A 17,103-nucleotide genomic window follows, 5' to 3' on the forward strand; every position below is an offset into this window, starting at 1 on the left:
AAGTCTATCCCTCTACAATAGGAGATTTTTTTAGGCTTGTAAATGAAAAATAACCCATAAATGATACTATAAGGAAGTTGTTTGCAAGACTAGTGTGTGCTTCCCCCTCTTTCCGTCCGTATGACGAAAAGTGCAAAACCGCCGCTGGACAGACCTGAATCACGAAAATATCGACATGTTATAAAAAATGCCTATGCCTGTCACACATTCCTTCTCTATTTTGTCTTTATAGGTGAACGCCTATCATTTTGAAGGAGGAATTGTTAATGAAAGCACGAGTGAATTATGCCAAAACAAACCCGGGGATACTGAAGGCGATGAAGCAGATGGAGGATTACAAAGACACAACCGGATTTGATCAAACGTTGATTGAATTGATCAAAATACGAACCTCGCAGATCAATGGCTGCGCCTTCTGTCTCGACATGCACACCAAAGATGCCCGGGCTGCCGGGGAAACGGAACAGAGAATCTACTGCCTGAACGCCTGGAGGGAATCCCCTTTTTACAGTGAAGCAGAAAGAGCCGTGTTAGCACTCACCGAAGCCGTAACACTCATTTCTGAAGACGGGGTACCGGATGCAGTGTATGAAGAAGTACTACAACATTACAGCGAAACAGCATATATAGACCTGGTCTTTCTCATCATCACTATCAACAGCTGGAACCGCCTGGCGATCTCAAATAACAATGTTCCCGGAGCGTATAAACCAAAAGCTGCAGAATAAATGACACAAGCTTCTGTCATTGCCGAAAATACTCCACACTTTCCGCCTGCTGAAAGAACTCGAATGGCGCAGCCTCCCTCCGTCCATCCGCATTGCCTTAAAAAGGGCATTATGAACAAATCATAATGCCCTTTCTGCTTATTTGAAGTCTATTGTATATTCGTCTGCGGCCGATTGGAATGATGGAGTCGGCCTGGGTACTTCTTTTCTGCTGTCAAAACTCCTGAATAGTATCATTTTCTGCTCCTAGTTACGTTTAGCCAGTTCGCATGTACGATAAACGTCGTTATGAAGTGTTGTAAGTTGCGTTTGACTGAGGACGCAGCCGGCCAAACTGTCCTATGAACCATTCATACTTACGTTTACAGTGTTTTTGCTCCTTAATTTGGCCGCATGGGACGAAGAGCGCGCAAAGCAGCCTCCTTTTGCGCGTTCTACCTAAAGGATATATTGTTTTGTAAGGCAAAATCCAAAAAAGACGCCTGCATTAGTAACGAAGCAGACGTCTTTTTACACTTTCGTTGTGCTTGCATTTCATCTTCCTCGAACAGTACAACGACTCCACGAAACAGATCGTACTTTGGACCTATGCCCGCTGATATGCACCTGTTCGTTTCAAAACTTTTTCAGTGGTCTGATTCAATGCCTCTTTGCTTGGCTTTAAAATTTCCATAGGATTATATAATTCTCTTTCTTCCATGAGTTTATGACGCAATGCGTTGGACCATGCAATATTCAACTCGGTATTATAATTAATTTTGGCGTGTCCGTAAGAAATTGTTTGCTCCAGTTCATCATTCGAAATACCAGATGCACCGTGAAGCACAAAAGGAATATCAATTGCTTTTCTTAACTCTTCCATTTGGAGAAATCCCAAATTCGGTTCACCCTGATACTTACCATGTACAGATCCGAGGGCTGGAGCCAAACTGTCGACACCTGTTTCATCTGCAAGCCGAATACATTCATTCGGATCTGCGTAAAGAAGTTCACTCGATATTCCATCTTCACTACCGCCGACACTTCCTACTTCCGCCTCGACGGTTACATCATTTGCATGAGCGTATTCTACTACTTTCTGTGTATACGCTATATTGTCTTCGATTGGCATCTTTGAACCATCAAACATGACAGAGTCATAACCTGCATCGATTGCTGCATAACACCGCTCTACTGCCTGACCATGGTCCAGATGCAAAACAGCAGGTACTGTTATTCCGAGCTCCTCTTTCATAACATGAAAAGTGTGAGCAAGCAGACGAAAGCCTCCCAGCTGGTCGACAATTTTATCGGTGGTGCCTACAATAACCGGGGCACGGCATTTTTCTGCAGTTTTCAGTATTGCTTCCATCCATATTAAACCATTCATATTGAATTGTGGGACGGCGTATCTTTTTTCAAACGCTTCATCAAGTATATTATACATTTTATCACCCAATTTCCCGATTAACTTTTACCGGTCTTTGTGTATCCAAAGATTCCTGGCAGGCTTGCGCGATGCGTTGCGCCATGATGCCATCCTTAAATGAAACACTTGCTTCTCTGCCTCCCAGAATACAATCAATGAACTGATTGGTTTCAACAATAAAAGAGTCATTGTATCGTTCCAGAAAGAAATGCAGAGGCAGATCCGCTTCTACGGTTTGATTATGGTAGTATTTCAAGTTTGTCGAAGTTTCATTATCAGCTACCAGAGCTCCGCTGTTACCGAATACCTCTATACGCTGGTCATAACCGTACACAGCTTCTCTGCTGTTATCGATGACTCCCAATGCTCCATTTTCAAACGTCAGTGTTATTACTGCTGTATCGATGTCACCCTTCTCTCCAATAGCTGGATCGACCAAATTCGCACCGCGGGCAGATACTTCCACTATTTCAGAACCGGATAGATACCTGGACATATCAAAATCGTGTATGGACATATCCATAAATAATCCGCCGGAAGACTGTATATAGTCTGGATGGGGGGGATTGGGATCTCTTGAAGTAATTTTCAGAATATGCATATCCCCGATTTTCTGGTCCGACACTCTACTTCTCATTTCAGAAAAGTTTTTATCAAAACGCCGGTTGAAACCTATCTGAAAAATAACGCCCGCCTGCTTCACTCTTTCATAGGCCTCAAGTGTTTCGTCCTCACTGAAACTAATTGGCTTTTCACAAAAAATATGCTTTTTCTTATCGGCGGCTTTTTTTATCAAATCTGCATGTGTGCTCGTTGGCGAGCATATAAATATCGTATTGATCTCCTCATCTTCCAAAATGTCTTCATAATTGGTTGTGATTTCTTCCACTCCGCTCGTTTGAAACCATTCGTGAAGATGATCAGCGTACAGATCCGAAACCATTTTCAATCTCACATCAGGATTCCTTTTCAGATTGTTCATATGGAGTTTACCAATGCGGCCGGCCCCAATAACCCCTACTACTGCTTTATCCATCTTTCATTTCTCCTTTATTTTGCTAATACAAGTGGTGAGAATACCGTATACATAACAACAACAGTTAGTAAAATCAAAGCACCAATCCATTTAGAATGCTTCCATGGCGTTAAATCGGTTTTGCTGGTATATTTATCAAATTCGAAATCCAGTTTTTCAGGCCTGGCCACACTAAAGATGTAGATAATAGCCAAGTCAACAAAAAACAGCACACTCCAAACGTACAGATAATGTATTTCCGGGATAAGTACTTTCGATAACGAATACGTGATAACATGAAACACAAACGCTGCTTTTGCTCCAAAAGCTGAGGTTTTCTTAGAGTAAAACCCTATCAGAATAATCGCAAGAAGCGGCATGCTGTACAAGCCGTTAAATTCCTGAATAACAGCAAACAGTCCTTGCGGGAACAATGAAATAAAAGGAGCAATCGCAGTTACCATAACACCGATTACTATGGTTAAAGTACGTCCCATCCTCGCTGTTTCACGGTTGTCAGCCCGTTTATTTATGATAGGTTTATAGAAATCAAGACTGAACAATGTAACGGTAGCGTTCAGCGATCCTATAAAAGAGCTCATAATCGCTCCAAATACAACAGCTCCAAAAATTCCGTAGGACCAGGTGGGAAGCACTTCATTCACCAATGCCGGATAGGCCAGGTCCATTTCCATACCGCTGCCGAACAAGTTATAAGCAATAATCCCGGGCAGCACTAAGAAAAAGGCTCCACATACTTTAAAAAATCCAACCAACATTGTTCCTTTCTGCGCTTCCTTTAAATCCTTCGCAGCAAGGGCTTTTTGCACAATCATTTGGTTTGTGCACCAGAAGTACAAGTTATTGAAAAGCATCCCAAAGAAAAGCGTCGGCCATGGAACAATATCTGAAGTTATATCTCCCCATGCATTCAATTTATTGGAGGATTCTGTAACAAATCGGTCAACACCATTAAGAAAGTTATTATCTCCGATGGTGATAAACCCTAACACCGTAATAGCCAGTCCTCCTACGATAAGCCCTACTCCATAAATAGCATCGCTGTGAGCAATCAACGATAGACCGCCGGCAAACAGGTATATAACACCAATCAAACCGATGCAGGAAGAAATTATAACAGTGGAAGTCATAGAACTTACACCAAGATATTCTTCTATATTAAAAATATTATTAAAGATCAGTGATCCTGAATAAAGTACTACCGGCATGAAACTTACCACATAAGTAAACATAAACAGTATGGACACAATGCGTTTTGTCGTTGTATCGTAACGAACTTCAATAAAATCAGATATGGTGTTCACACCATATTTAAAATACTTAGGAAGAAAAACCCAGGCACATAAAACAATAGCTATTGCTGCCGTTACTTCCCACGCCATAACCTCCATACCAGCGACATAACTTTGTCCATTCTGCCCAACAAGTTGTTCCGTTGAAAGATTGGTCATGATAATGGACATACCAACTGTCGTCCCTACAAGAGATCTTCCACCGAGAAAATATCCTTCTGTATCTTTTTTGTCCACGTTTTTACTTTTAGTGTAAGAATAAAAGTAAATAGCCAGTAAAATGAGGACAAAGCTTAAGATCGAAAACCAATTCAATTATAGTCCTCCCTTCACTTCCAAATTATCAATATAGTTCTTAGCTTTTAGTGCATATTCATACGCATTATACTTCGCTGGATCCTGCTCAGCTTCCACTATCACCCATCCGTAATAATCATGTTCACGCAAGTAATCCATAATCGGATGAAAATCAATATATCCGTCACCAGGAACCGTGAAGACTCCTTTTTTAACAGCGGAGAGAAAGCAGTCATTTTTTTTAATGATTTCATTTGCTACATCACGTCTGACATCTTTGAAGTGAACGTGCTTAATCCGTTTAAAATATCGTTTCAATATATATAGCGGATCTTCTCCAGAAAGCGCCAGATGCCCGGTATCATAAAGTAGACTTACTTTAGATGGATCTGTTTCCTCCATAAGTTGAATGATTTCCTCTGTTGTTTGGATACCAGTCCCCATATGGTGGTGATAAACAATGGACATATTTTTTTCTCCAGCTAATTCTCCTAAATGCTGCAGCCCATCTATTAAGCGCTTCCATTCTTCTATAGAAAAAACTGGTTTATATTCAAACAACGGAAGGTCCTCCTTTTGGATACTTTGTCCCTGCTCAGAAACAACAATTACTTTAGCTCCCAGCGCATGGAGGAAATTCCTATGTTTAATAAATTCTGTTTTGACTTCCTCAAACGGCTTTGTAGTTAGAAACGAGCTGAACCATGCACTTGCTGTCCGAAGATTTCTTAAATCCAGATACTCCTTCAACATATCTGCATTTTCAGGATATTTGTTTCCTATTTCTGTCCCTTCATATCCTGCCAGTGCCATTTCACTGATGCATTGTTCAAACGTGTTTTCTTTTCCCAGTTCAGGTATATCATCATTAGTCCATGCTATTGGTGCACATCCCAGCTGAATGGATCCCATCTCAGCATCACCTTTCATATTGGATTTCAACAAGTCTCTCTTCTTCCAATGACGTTTGGCAGGCTGCTGCAACCTCTGTACTCCGCAGTCCGTCCCAGGCATTGACTTCCGGTTTATCGTTGTTCCGGATACATCGAACAAATTCTTCTATCTCTTTCACATACGATTCTCTAAATCGTTCGGCAAAGTTTTGTGAAGTCGGGCGGATCACACCATTATTATCAAAAACTGTTACCTTGTTTTTATCCGGCGTAGCAGCAATACGCAGCATTCCCTCTGTCCCTATCACTTCCGTTTCGACATGATATCCATGATTAGCCGTACGACCCGCGGCTACAAAAGCTATAGCTCCATTTTCAAGCTTCATTGTGGCGGTTCCAATATCTACTTCGTTAAGTTCTGATAATGACGGTGCCGCCTTATTGTTCCCCATCGCCCACACTTGTTTTATTTCAGAACCAGTGTACCAGCGGATAATATCTATATCATGAATGCTCATATCTGAAAAAATACCCCCGCTGGTATTTTTTGCAGCGTACTTTACAAAGGAATCCAGCCCTTCTATGGGATCAAGCCCATATGATCGGATAATAGATATTTCACCGATGTCTCCTCTATCAATCATATCCTTGGCGTACATATAATCAGCATCATATCTTCTCATAAACCCTAAGTGAAATACCTTATTACTTTGCTCTATGACCGGTATCATATTTCTTACTTCATTGATATCCAACCCAATAGGTTTTTCACAGAAAACATGGAGATTTTTCCTTAATGCTTTATAGATATGATCAGGATGAAAACCCGAAGGAGTGACGATGCATACCGCATCCAGTTCCTCGTTTTGAATCATATCCTCATACGCTGTATAAGTATAAGAAATATCATATTTTTCCTTAGTCTGTTGATTTACGGTATTATCCAAATTTGAAACAGCCGTTAATTCGACACCCTTCATACCGGCAATGTTGTGAGCATGGATCAGGCCGAGCCGGCCTAACCCCGCTACACCTATTTTGATTGTGTCCACACGTGATCCCTCTTTAAGTTATTAGTATTGTCTGGCACGGCTTCTCATCTCTTTTACTTCTTCAAGTTTTTGCATTACATTTGGATTGTTTGAATGTTCTGCAATACCTACATTCCAAAAATCTTCATACCCATCGGTCATTGTTTTAGGAAGTACCTTGATTTGGATGAGCGTGGATTTTTCACTGCTTTCCGCCTGTTTCAACGCCTGCTCAAGCTCTGCATTGTTTTTGGCTGTGAATGTATTCATTCCGTATCCTGCCGCGACTGCAGCGTAGTCAATATTCAGTACTGCTCCGTCTTCCCCGGTGAATTCCGTGCAGAAGCTGTCACTGCCATGCCCCATTTGAAGGTTGTTGATGCAGCCATACCCAGCATTATCAAATAAGACAATATTTAGTTTTACATTATATTGAAGAGCAGTAACAAGTTCAGAGTGAAGCATTAAAAAGCTTCCATCCCCGACCATGCTGTATACTTCTTTATCGGGGTGTGCTAATTTCACTCCCAGACCTCCGGCAATTTCATATCCCATAGCAGAGTATCCATACTCAACGTGGTACGTGTTCTTAACAGTTGGGTTCCAAATGCGGTGCATATCACCCGGAAGTGAACCAGCAGATGTTACGACGTAGCTTGACGGATCGACAGTTTTGTTTACTTTGATTAACGCGGTTGACTGAGCGTAAGAGGTCTCCAACGTTTCTGCATATTTTTTTAACTGCTCACGACTCAATGAATCAGAGACTTCAGGTTGATAATGATCATCATCCAGATTCACTTGAATGCCGGCTAACCGCTTTCTTTCCGTATCCCATTCGTTTTTGTATTCCATCAATTCATCACTGAAAGCACTCTCATAGTCACCCAGCATATTGTGCAGCTTTTGAATCGATACTTTCGCATCACCAACAATTTGTACGGCATCCATCTTATATGTTTGCATCCGGCTCACATTAATATTAATAAACGACGCTTCCTCAAAGTTAAATGCCGTCTTGGAGGATGTAACAAAGTCTGTATAGCGCGTCCCAATTCCTATAATGACATCTGCCTGCTGTGCCGCTTTATTCGCTGCCAGGGTTCCGGTTACTCCAACCCCGCCCAGATTATATGGATGACTGCTGGACACCGTGGATTTTCCAGCCTGTGTTTCGACAATTCCTATACCACGCTCATGTGAAAAGGCAGCAATCTCCTCACCTGCCAATGAGTATTTCGCCCCTCCCCCAATAACTATTAAAGGTTTTTCAGCCTTTTTCAAAGTCGAAGCAGCGCGAAGTACGGCATCGTCAGAGGGGACAACACGATCTATATAGTGCACACGTTTGTTGAAAAACGTAGCATCAAACTCAAATGCTTCTCCCTCCACATCCTGCGCGATAGACAATGTCACAGGTCCTGCCGTTTCAGGGTTTGTCAGTACTTCAAATGCTCTAAGAAGAGCGCTCATTAACTGTTCAGGACGCTCAATTCTATCCCAGTAACGGGATACAGGTTTTAAGGCATCATTCGTTGTAATTTTCTGACTGTGGTGCTGTTCAATCTGCTGAAGCACGGGGTCAGGTTGACGGTTGGCAAATGTATCTGCAGGCAGAAACAGTACAGGTAAATTGTTCGCTAGTGCCGTTGCACCTGCTGTTACTAAGTTTGCAGATCCCGGGCCTATGGATGTAGTAACCGCAAAAATCTTTCTACGGAAATTTTCTTTTGCAAATGCTGCCGCTGCCTGCGCCATTCCCTGTTCATTTTTTCCCTGAATGACTTTAAGATCTCCGGCTTCTTCCTGCATGGCCTGACCTATCCCGAGTACATTTCCGTGTCCAAAAATATTGAATATTCCTTCGACAAATGGCATTTCTTCACCGTCAAAATTAATATATTGGTTCCTTAAAAATTTGACGAGTGCCTGGGAAGTGGTTAACTTTATGGTTTTTGACATACCGCCTCACTCCTCATGCTTTTGAATCAATGTTTCAATATCTTCAACCGTTGGCATTGCATCAGACGAACTATGTCTGGATACTACAATAGAGGCAGCAGCGCTTCCATATTTAAGCGCTTCCTGAATACTTTTATTTTTCTTCAAGGCGTAAATGAAGCCTGATGCAAAGGAATCTCCTGCACCAAAAGTTTTTAACACCTTAGTTTTATAAACATCGCCTTCTATAACTTCTCCTTCTTTTGTGAACGCCTTGGACCCTTTCACTCCATGTTTTACGACAATCAGCTTAGGATCATATTGGAACAAATTTTTAACCGATTCTTCATCAGACTGATTATCTTTATTCTCCAAAACATCAAATTCATCTCTCGTGCCAATCACTACATCTGCCCGTCTGGCTGCCATGGTCATGTAAATAGACGTTTCTACATCGCTTTTCCATGTATAGGGGCGGTAGTCCAGTTCAACTATTACTTCTACATTATTCTGTTTGGCGGTTTCTATAGCGTGTAAAGCTGCTTCCCGGGAAGGGGACCGGCTTAACGATGTTCCGGAAACAAGCAGAGTTTCCGCTGATTGAATATATTCATCATCAAAATCATTCACATCCAAGTAAAGATCTGCCACATTGTCACGGTACATCAAGATGCTGCTTTCCTGCGGACTTTTAATCTCTGTGAATGTTAAGCCGATTTTCCGGCCCTCCGTATCCCTTGTGATATATTGTGTGTCCACACCAGCTTTGACCATATAATCTAATACAAAATTTCCATGTTGATCATCCGAAACTTTTGCAATCATACCTACATTTAAACCTAACTTGGCAGTACCAATAGCGACATTGGCCGGGGAACCACCTACATACTTTGAAAATGTCATGGTTTCTTCCATCGTTTGGTTATATTCTGTTGCATTAAGGTCTACAGCTGCTCTGCCAAATGTAATCAAATTTTTTTTCATCATTTCTAGTCCCTTTCCAAGATCCATTCATGATCTTTATCATTATGAAACTTCCACTTTCTCTTCGGGCCTGCCATTACATTAAGATAGTAAAGATCATATCCATCCGGTACTCCCACTGGATGATACCCTTTTGGAACTGCTACGCTGTTTTGGTGCTCGACTGCCATCGTTTCATCCAATGATCGGTCGTCCGTGTATACGCGTTGGAAAACAAAGCCCTGCTGTGGGTTAATCTCATGATAATACGTTTCTTCCAGCAGCGACTCTTCAGGTAGATTATCCTGGTCGTGCTTATGCGGTGGATAACTTGAAAAATTACCGCTGTCTGTATATACTTCCACTACCAGCAGCTTCTCTGGTATGTCCACATTATCCGGAAGGATGTTGTGTACATGACGCTTATTTGAATATTTTCCTCTGTGCTCTTTTTCAATCGTATCCGCACTGATGACGGCAGGTTCACCTCCAGCGTTGGAAACAGCATAGCACAGTGCTACTCTAACGTTTTTACCAGCCCGGATTTGATATTCTTTAGAAGATGGTATATAAATACTGTCTGTTGGTTTTTTCTCAAATACAGATTGTCTTGTTCCGAGATTGCTGTAGGTTTGTCCGTCTATAACAACATCTACGTTTCCTGTAAGAATAACTGCGCATAATTCCGTGTTACTCAAGCTCTCCTGAAAGCTCGACCCTTCTTCCATTTCAATAAGCTTAAATTGTACATACTCCAAGTCGGAGTTAGATGGATTGAGATCCTGAACCAACGTTACACCATCAGCGATGATACTATTTTGCTTTTTATACAATAACTCTGCCATGTTTATTCCTCCTCGGAAAAAGTAGGTTCAAGGTGTCTGGCTGTAACAACTTTTTTGCGGGTGTAAAACTCCACACCATCTTTTCCATTCGTATGCAGCGACCCAAAGAAAGAAGATTTCCAACCGGAAAACGGGAAAATCGCCATTGGGGCTGGTACACCAAGGTTAATACCCAGCATGCCGGCGTCAATATTTTCACGAAAATAACGAACACTCGATGCGCTGTCCGTAAACAAGCATGCACCGTTTGCAAATTCCGACTCATTTGCTGTCTTTATTCCTTCTTTTAAGTCTTTTACTCTTACAATAGATAAAAGAGGTGCAAAGATTTCATCTTTCCAAATCGTCATATTTGTTTTCACATCTTCAAAAATAGTAGGGCCGATGAAGTAACCGTCGTCTGACTGATTTTCTCTGCCATCCAACAACAAGCTGGCTCCTTCTTCTTCACCTTTTTCAATATAGTGGATTGTTTTCTCTTTATTCTGCTCTCTGATCACCGGACCTAGAAAAACACCTTCATCCAGTCCATGTCCCATTTTAATATTTTCAGATTCCGTTTTAAGTTTTTGTACAAACTCATCATAAATTCCGTCTTCTACTGCTACAACCGCCGCTGCCATGCATCTTTCCCCGGCAGATCCAAACGCAGCTCCTATTACTTCTTTGACAGCTTGATTTACATCCGCATCATTTAGGATGATGGTATGGTTTTTCGCGCCGGTCAGTGCCTGTACTCTCTTTAAGTTATCTGTGCCTTTCTTATAAACATGCTCACCAACCGGTTTCGAGCCCACAAATGAAACAGCTTTGATATTTTCATTCTCCAGAATACCGTCCACCACATCATGCGCTCCGTTCACAACGTTAAACACTCCGTTTGGAAGACCGGAAGCCTCAAGCAGTTCCACCAACTTTTCCATTAATAATGGCGTTTTTTCAGAAGGCTTCATTACAAACGTATTTCCTGTCGCCAGTGCCATCGGAAACATCCAGCAGGGAACCATCATCGGAAAGTTGAAAGGCGTGATTCCACCAACCACTCCTACCGGGTAACGATAATTGGTTCCCTCAATGTTCGAAGCAATGGATGAAAGAGAGTCCCCCATCATTAACGTCGGCGCACCGGCAGCGAATTCAACATTTTCTATCCCCCGCTGCACTTCACCCAGCGATTCATTTACACTTTTCCCATTCTCTTTTGTAATAATTTCTGCTAACTCCTGCTTATGTTCCATCAGAAGTTGTTGAAATTTAAACAAAATTCGTGCACGCTTAGGTACAGCTGTGTTTTTCCAATCTTCAAAGGCATTCTGTGCTGCCTCAGCTGCTTGATTTAATTCATCTTTCGAAGAAAGCGGGACCTCAGCCATTACTTCTTTCGTGGCTGGATCATAAACATTTTCTGTTTCCTTACTGCTGCTTTCCACCCACTCTCCGTTCACATAATTTCTCAATACTTTTATTTTTTCCATTAAACAGCCTCCTTTTAAGCAATCGCTTACAATTTTATGATTAATTTGTGAGTATATATTATAAAAAATATAATAAAAAGTCAACTGTTTATTATATTTTGGGTAACTTTTGATTAACTTTTTAGATTAATTATGTATAAGCTATCATTCTATGGTAGAATACTATATATATGAACATTAATAACGCGTTAGATAAGGGGGATGTTTGTATCAAAGTAAGACGTCTAAATCAAATTGAAGATTATTTGGAAGAAAATCATCAGGCCTCTTTAGAAGAACTAAAAAATCATTTTAATGTTTCGATTAATACGATAAGACGTGACATTAATGAACTGGCAAAATTGGATATTGTAAAAAAAGTTTATGGTGGAGTCGTTTATAATAATAACACCTCTGTCACAACTTCATATGAAAAAAGAAATATCAGCCATTACGCGGAGAAAAAGAAAATCGGTCAATATTGTACAGACTTTATCGAAGAATATGATATTATCTACATCGACTCAGGCACCACAACCCATTCCATTCTGGACTCGCTGCCACAGGAGATTGAATTTACGTTAATCACTAACAGCCTGGAGGTTATTAATAAAGCCATTGCATATCCTAATATCCACTTGATGGTCATAGGAGAAACGTACAAAAGATCGACAAAGTCTTTTACAGGCATAACTGATGATGAAACCATTACGAAATTCAATATCAATAAAGCATTTATGTCCGCCACTGCCTTTTCTGCCCACAATGGCGCCTCCAACTCAGACTTTATGGAAAATCGTATCAAAAAAATCGTTTGTGAACGGGCAAATGAGGTGTATTTATTGATCGATTCGTCTAAATTCGGAAAAAACTCTTTGTTCACTTATTGTTATTTGGAACACATTTCAGCTATTATTACAGATGCTGATATTGAACAGGGATTTGCCGATTATATTGTGAATGCAGACAAAACACTAATCACAGTCTGAAGCATGGTTAAATTGATTTTGTAAGGAGCGAGGTGTAAATATAATGCCATTGTTAAAATTTCACTTGTATGAAGGAAGATCGCCTGAAGATATAAGAAATATTTTAGACGTGACCCACAGTGTCATGATCGATGCTTTCCAGGTACCCGAACGGGACCGCTACCAAATTGTACATGAACACAAAACAAGTCATATGATTATGCAGGATACAGGTTTGGACCTGGATAGAACGGAAGATTTCGTACTTATTCACGTTTTCACCAGAAAACGCACTGAACATGAAATCACTTCCTTTTACCGCCATTTAGTTTCAGCTCTTGAGAACCACTGTGCTATTCTGCCAAACGATGTGATGGTCTCTATCACAACCAATGAAGATGAACATTGGAGCTTCGGAGAGGGAAAAGCCCACTTTTTAACGGGGGATTTACATTAGATATTCAAAAAAATAAATCCATGCACTGTGCAGCAGAGCATGGATTTATTTTTTCAAATGAATATCTGCCAGTTCCTGAATCAAATCATAGATCATTTGTGCATTAGATACATGATCCATAGCGTGAACAAGATACACATCAACTTCTGTTGCTGTTTCGCGCGCATTTAAACTCAAAATATCTGTCTGATTCTTATGTGCATTAATCAGATGCTGCTGAGCATTTTTCAAATGTTCATGGTATCCGGATTCATCGTCATTTTTGGCATATGTCAACGCTTGGAATGCACAGCTTTTGGATTGGGCAGATTCTGTTATTAAGGGCATAAATAAAGCTGTATCCATGATAATTACGATAAAGCTTTCGTCAATTGATTGAAGATACTGTAAACGTCCATATTATTATAATCCTGGACTGATATTGTGAGAACTTGAGCATTCGTCGCATTTCTGTATTCATCTATTTTGTGATGAACCTGCGGACCGAGCAGTACAGCATCTACCTGTTCACCTTTAACATAATTCTGACTTTCTTCTGTGCTTTTTGAGCGGATGCTGAAATCTTTTTGATTTTCTTCCACCAGCTCATTTAATTTTTTAACCATTAAACTTGTTGTGATGCCTGCCTCACATACAACAATAATATCCTTCAATCTAATTCCTCCTTGAGCTAGTTTATCACCTTCAAATGTATAGTTTGTTTTGTATCATGTCAATTAAAGCGGCAAAATCAATTAGAAATGCAGTTATACGCTATTTTTTGCCGGAAGACAGACGAAATCTAAAATGGAACGGCTGTGTGTATAACTGATATTTTTCAAGTACATCTGGTCCACAACTAGCGGATCCTAATCCATGCTTTCTATGGTCTATATTAACGATAAAGTGGTCCTGTTTTATCAACTCGTACTGATGCTTAGCCTGCTCTATATTTTTCTGGGTATACTCCTGTATGGTGAAGTCAAAGTTTTCCTCCAGTGCCTGAACAGTTAAAGAGTACAAATCAAATTGCATTACCATTTGTCTTACTTGATGACGATTTCCGTTCTCCTGTGGATAAACGTAAGGTGTTGACAGGTCAGAAGGAATCGCAGTCCACGCACCTCTTCGAACAGACTCACGGCTGTCTGGGTAAGCTTCCCCTGGTCCCAGACCAAGCCAGGTTATCTGTTGGAGTGCTTTAGGTACAATGAATTCAACACCGACCCTCGGGATTGTTTTAGGATAATTCCCCCGTGGTTCAATCGTAATGTCTACATCAATAATTCCTATCGCATTTATGTAATATTTCCATAATACGTCCATAGCCCAATCCAATCCCGGGGCAGCGACAGTTTCTTTTACTGTCATTTGTACTGCTGCATCAATCCTGGTCAGCTCTACGCTTTTACAGCGGGTATGCAAATAATTTAACCCTTGTGTCCCCCAGTTATTCTGCGCCAAGTAATCATTATCTGTCAGCGCCCTCCATAAGTTTAGTTTAAGACCCCGCTCCATTAATATCTCGTCATTTTGTTTCCAGTGAATCATCATTCCTGTCTGTTTACAAAATTTAAAATGTACAACGTGATTACTTATCTCCCATTCTGAGGATGTTTCAGTCACTTCAAGCTTCTCATTCCCTGCAGGTGTTACCCCTGTTTCTTCAGGTATAGATGCTTCCTGCAGCACATGTTCACTCCACGCCACAATATGACCTTCTTCAGCCCATGATGTACCTTCTTTCAGCATACATTCCACTATCATCACTACCTCTTGTGCTGCAGCTGCTTCTTTCGTTTTGAAAGGTATGCTGATCAACTGCGATGAATGAGGAGGAACGTACACATTTTTTATGTCACCGGATTCGACAATCATTCCATTAATGTTAACCTGCCATCGAAATATTAAATGACCCGTACCAAGAAAATCATACTCGTTCACAAACCAAAACTGTTCATCTTTATCCTTCTCAACCCGTACCGGCTCAATATTTTTTTTATATTCCCGAAGGGCTGGTGAAGGCGTACGGTCCGGGAATATCAGGCCATCAATAATAAAGTTTCCGTCATGTGGATACTCCCCGAAATCACCGCCGTAAGCAAAATAATCACTACCGTCACCGGCATCGCTTAAAATCCCCTGATCTATCCATTCCCACACGAATCCTCCCTGCAGTCTATCGTATCTTTGAATCGTATCCCAGTATTCTCTAAGTCCCCCTGGTCCATTACCCATTGCATGAGCATATTCACATAAAATATGAGGTTTGTTGTAATCCTTTTGTGAACCGATTAATGCCAAATCTTCAACATTTGTATACATGGTGGTGAACACATCAGAAACAGTTGGTTCAATGGTTGCTTTTTCCTCAGCAGATGCTTCATCCATCAATTTTCTGATCTCACCTTCGTAGTGAAGGAGACGGTCCGGATCGCGCTTTTTGGCCCATTCTGCCATAGCCTTATGATTCGAACCAAAACCGGACTCATTTCCAAGTGACCACATGATAATAGATGGGTGGTTCTTATCACGTTCAATCATGCGTTCTATCCGATCAATAAAAGCAGGTTCCCATTGGTGCTCCTGACTCAGCTTACCCCAATTACTAATTATATTAAATCCGTGGCATTCTAAATCCGCTTCGTCTATCACGTACAGCCCATAGCGATTACATAAATCGTAAAATGCCGGAGAGTTTGGATAATGCGCAGTACGCACGGCATTAATATTATACTGTTTCATCAAACGTACATCTTCTTCCATGCGCGCTTCACTTACTGCGCGCCCAGTTTCAGGGTCGTGATCATGACGATTCACCCCTTTTAAAGTGATTGCAGCACCATTAACGAGAAAAAGTCCATCTTTTAATTCTACAGAACGGAAACCAACATACTGCACAACCCTGTCCACTTCTGTATTATTCCTATTCTTAATGACTATAACCAATTGATATAGATAAGGAATTTCAGCTGACCATTTCCGGGGATTTTTCACTTCAATTTCTGCATCTTCTCCTGTTTGACTGACTGGAAGTTTTGTAAAACCTATTTCGCTGTGACCATCATATAAATAGAGTTCAACGTCATGCTCTTGATCTTTGTCATTGGTTTGTACATTTATTTTACAAACAGCATCTTTATATTCATCATCAAGAAAAGTGCGTACAAAGAAATCGTTTATATAAATTGAAGGCTTTACTTGAATATAAACATCACGAAAAATACCACTGAGCCACCACATATCCTGGTCTTCAATATAACTTCCGTCTGACCACTGATAAACCTGTACTGCTAAGCAATTTTCACCTTCCTTCACGAAAGATGTAATATCAAATTCACTTGGCATTCTACTGCCCTGGCTGTACCCGACTTCTTCTCCATTCATCCAGATGTGAAAAGCACTGTCCACGCCCTCAAACGTTAAAAATACATGGTGGTCTCCAGGAACACGTTCCATAGTAAACGTTAGCCGATAACACCCAGTTGGATTATTGGACGGGATGTGCGGGGGATCAATTGGAAACGGATAAACAATATTTGTGTAATGTGGTGTACCGTAACCATGGAGCTGCCAATGTGAAGGTACCATAAGTGTATCCCAGTCTATATCGGTGAAGTCAGGTTGAAAAAAATGTTCCGGTGCCTGCTCCGGTGATAACGCATAATAAAATTTCCACTCTCCATTCAACGACTTGATATTCTTTCTATCACCGGCATTATCTTTGGACACAAATGAAGCACGCGACGGTCGACGGTTTCGCTGCAACGTTGTCATGCTTTCCCAATCTCTCAGCATAGTCAATCTCCTT

15 protein-coding genes are annotated in these 17,103 nt (G+C 40.9%); 3 read left to right on the top strand and 12 right to left on the bottom strand.

Annotated elements, in window-relative coordinates:
• The first annotated feature begins 266 nt into the window (after nt 1-266).
• Nucleotides 267-728, top strand: coding sequence for a carboxymuconolactone decarboxylase family protein (locus BM124_RS15975; protein WP_093339022.1), 462 nt, complete (start codon nt 267-269; stop codon nt 726-728).
• Nucleotides 729-1,314: 586 nt separating this feature from the next.
• Here BM124_RS15975 and BM124_RS15980 read toward each other — a convergent pair.
• Genes BM124_RS15980 through BM124_RS16020 form a run of 9 tightly spaced genes read right to left on the bottom strand, consistent with a single transcriptional unit; the run spans nt 1,315 to nt 11,909 of the window.
• Nucleotides 1,315-2,154, bottom strand: coding sequence for a class II fructose-bisphosphate aldolase (locus BM124_RS15980; RefSeq protein ID WP_093339024.1), 840 nt, complete (start codon nt 2,152-2,154; stop codon nt 1,315-1,317).
• Nucleotides 2,155-2,158: 4 nt separating this feature from the next.
• Nucleotides 2,159-3,172 (bottom strand): inositol 2-dehydrogenase, encoded by a 1,014-nt coding sequence (gene iolG, locus BM124_RS15985; RefSeq protein ID WP_093339025.1) that lies wholly within the window; start codon nt 3,170-3,172, stop codon nt 2,159-2,161.
• A 14-nt stretch (nt 3,173-3,186) separates the two neighbouring features.
• A complete protein-coding gene (locus tag BM124_RS15990; RefSeq protein WP_093339027.1) occupies nt 3,187-4,779 on the bottom strand; it encodes a solute:sodium symporter family transporter in 1,593 nt (530 codons plus the stop codon).
• Nucleotides 4,780-5,673 carry a myo-inosose-2 dehydratase gene (gene iolE, locus BM124_RS15995; protein ID WP_093339080.1) on the bottom strand — a complete coding sequence of 298 codons (894 nt, stop codon included), beginning with the start codon at nt 5,671-5,673 and terminating at the stop codon, nt 4,780-4,782.
• A gap of 7 nt (nt 5,674-5,680) precedes the next feature.
• Nucleotides 5,681-6,706, bottom strand: a complete 1,026-nt coding sequence (locus tag BM124_RS16000; RefSeq protein ID WP_093339028.1) for a Gfo/Idh/MocA family protein — start codon at nt 6,704-6,706, stop codon at nt 5,681-5,683.
• A 21-nt stretch (nt 6,707-6,727) separates the two neighbouring features.
• A complete protein-coding gene (gene iolD / locus BM124_RS16005; RefSeq protein ID WP_093339030.1) occupies nt 6,728-8,647 on the bottom strand; it encodes a 3D-(3,5/4)-trihydroxycyclohexane-1,2-dione acylhydrolase (decyclizing) in 1,920 nt (639 codons plus the stop codon).
• A gap of 6 nt (nt 8,648-8,653) precedes the next feature.
• Nucleotides 8,654-9,637 (bottom strand): 5-dehydro-2-deoxygluconokinase, encoded by a 984-nt coding sequence (gene iolC, locus BM124_RS16010; protein ID WP_093339031.1) that lies wholly within the window; start codon nt 9,635-9,637, stop codon nt 8,654-8,656.
• A complete protein-coding gene (gene iolB / locus BM124_RS16015) occupies nt 9,616-10,434 on the bottom strand; it encodes a 5-deoxy-glucuronate isomerase (protein ID WP_093339033.1) in 819 nt (272 codons plus the stop codon). Before iolB ends, iolC begins: the two co-directional genes overlap by 22 nt.
• A gap of 2 nt (nt 10,435-10,436) precedes the next feature.
• Nucleotides 10,437-11,909: a CoA-acylating methylmalonate-semialdehyde dehydrogenase gene (locus BM124_RS16020; protein WP_093339034.1), complete on the bottom strand. Its 1,473-nt coding sequence runs from the start codon at nt 11,907-11,909 to the stop codon at nt 10,437-10,439.
• Nucleotides 11,910-12,079: 170 nt separating this feature from the next.
• Here BM124_RS16020 and BM124_RS16025 point away from each other — a divergent pair, with 170 nt between their 5' ends.
• Both BM124_RS16025 and BM124_RS16030 read left to right on the top strand, forming a co-directional pair.
• On the top strand, nt 12,080-12,877 hold the full coding sequence (locus BM124_RS16025) for a DeoR/GlpR family DNA-binding transcription regulator (RefSeq protein ID WP_212634975.1): 798 nt from the start codon (nt 12,080-12,082) through the stop codon (nt 12,875-12,877).
• A 43-nt stretch (nt 12,878-12,920) separates the two neighbouring features.
• Complete coding sequence (locus BM124_RS16030; RefSeq protein ID WP_093339036.1) at nt 12,921-13,313, top strand: tautomerase family protein; 393 nt, start codon at nt 12,921-12,923, stop codon at nt 13,311-13,313.
• Between the two features lie 45 nt (nt 13,314-13,358).
• Here the strand turns inward: BM124_RS16030 and BM124_RS16035 are convergent, their stop codons facing one another.
• The 3 genes from BM124_RS16035 to BM124_RS16045 all read right to left on the bottom strand — a co-directional run bounded on the left by BM124_RS16035 (nt 13,359) and on the right by BM124_RS16045 (nt 17,090).
• Nucleotides 13,359-13,658, bottom strand: coding sequence for a PTS sugar transporter subunit IIA (locus BM124_RS16035; protein ID WP_093339037.1), 300 nt, complete (start codon nt 13,656-13,658; stop codon nt 13,359-13,361).
• A gap of 5 nt (nt 13,659-13,663) precedes the next feature.
• On the bottom strand, nt 13,664-13,966 hold the full coding sequence (locus BM124_RS16040) for a PTS sugar transporter subunit IIB (protein WP_093339038.1): 303 nt from the start codon (nt 13,964-13,966) through the stop codon (nt 13,664-13,666).
• Nucleotides 13,967-14,066: 100 nt separating this feature from the next.
• Nucleotides 14,067-17,090 carry a glycoside hydrolase family 2 TIM barrel-domain containing protein gene (locus BM124_RS16045; RefSeq protein WP_093339040.1) on the bottom strand — a complete coding sequence of 1,008 codons (3,024 nt, stop codon included), beginning with the start codon at nt 17,088-17,090 and terminating at the stop codon, nt 14,067-14,069.
• Nucleotides 17,091-17,103 lie beyond the last annotated feature (13 nt).

Source organism: Salibacterium halotolerans (assembly GCF_900115625.1).
GTDB classification, from domain to species: Bacteria; Bacillota; Bacilli; order Bacillales; family Marinococcaceae; genus Salibacterium; species Salibacterium halotolerans.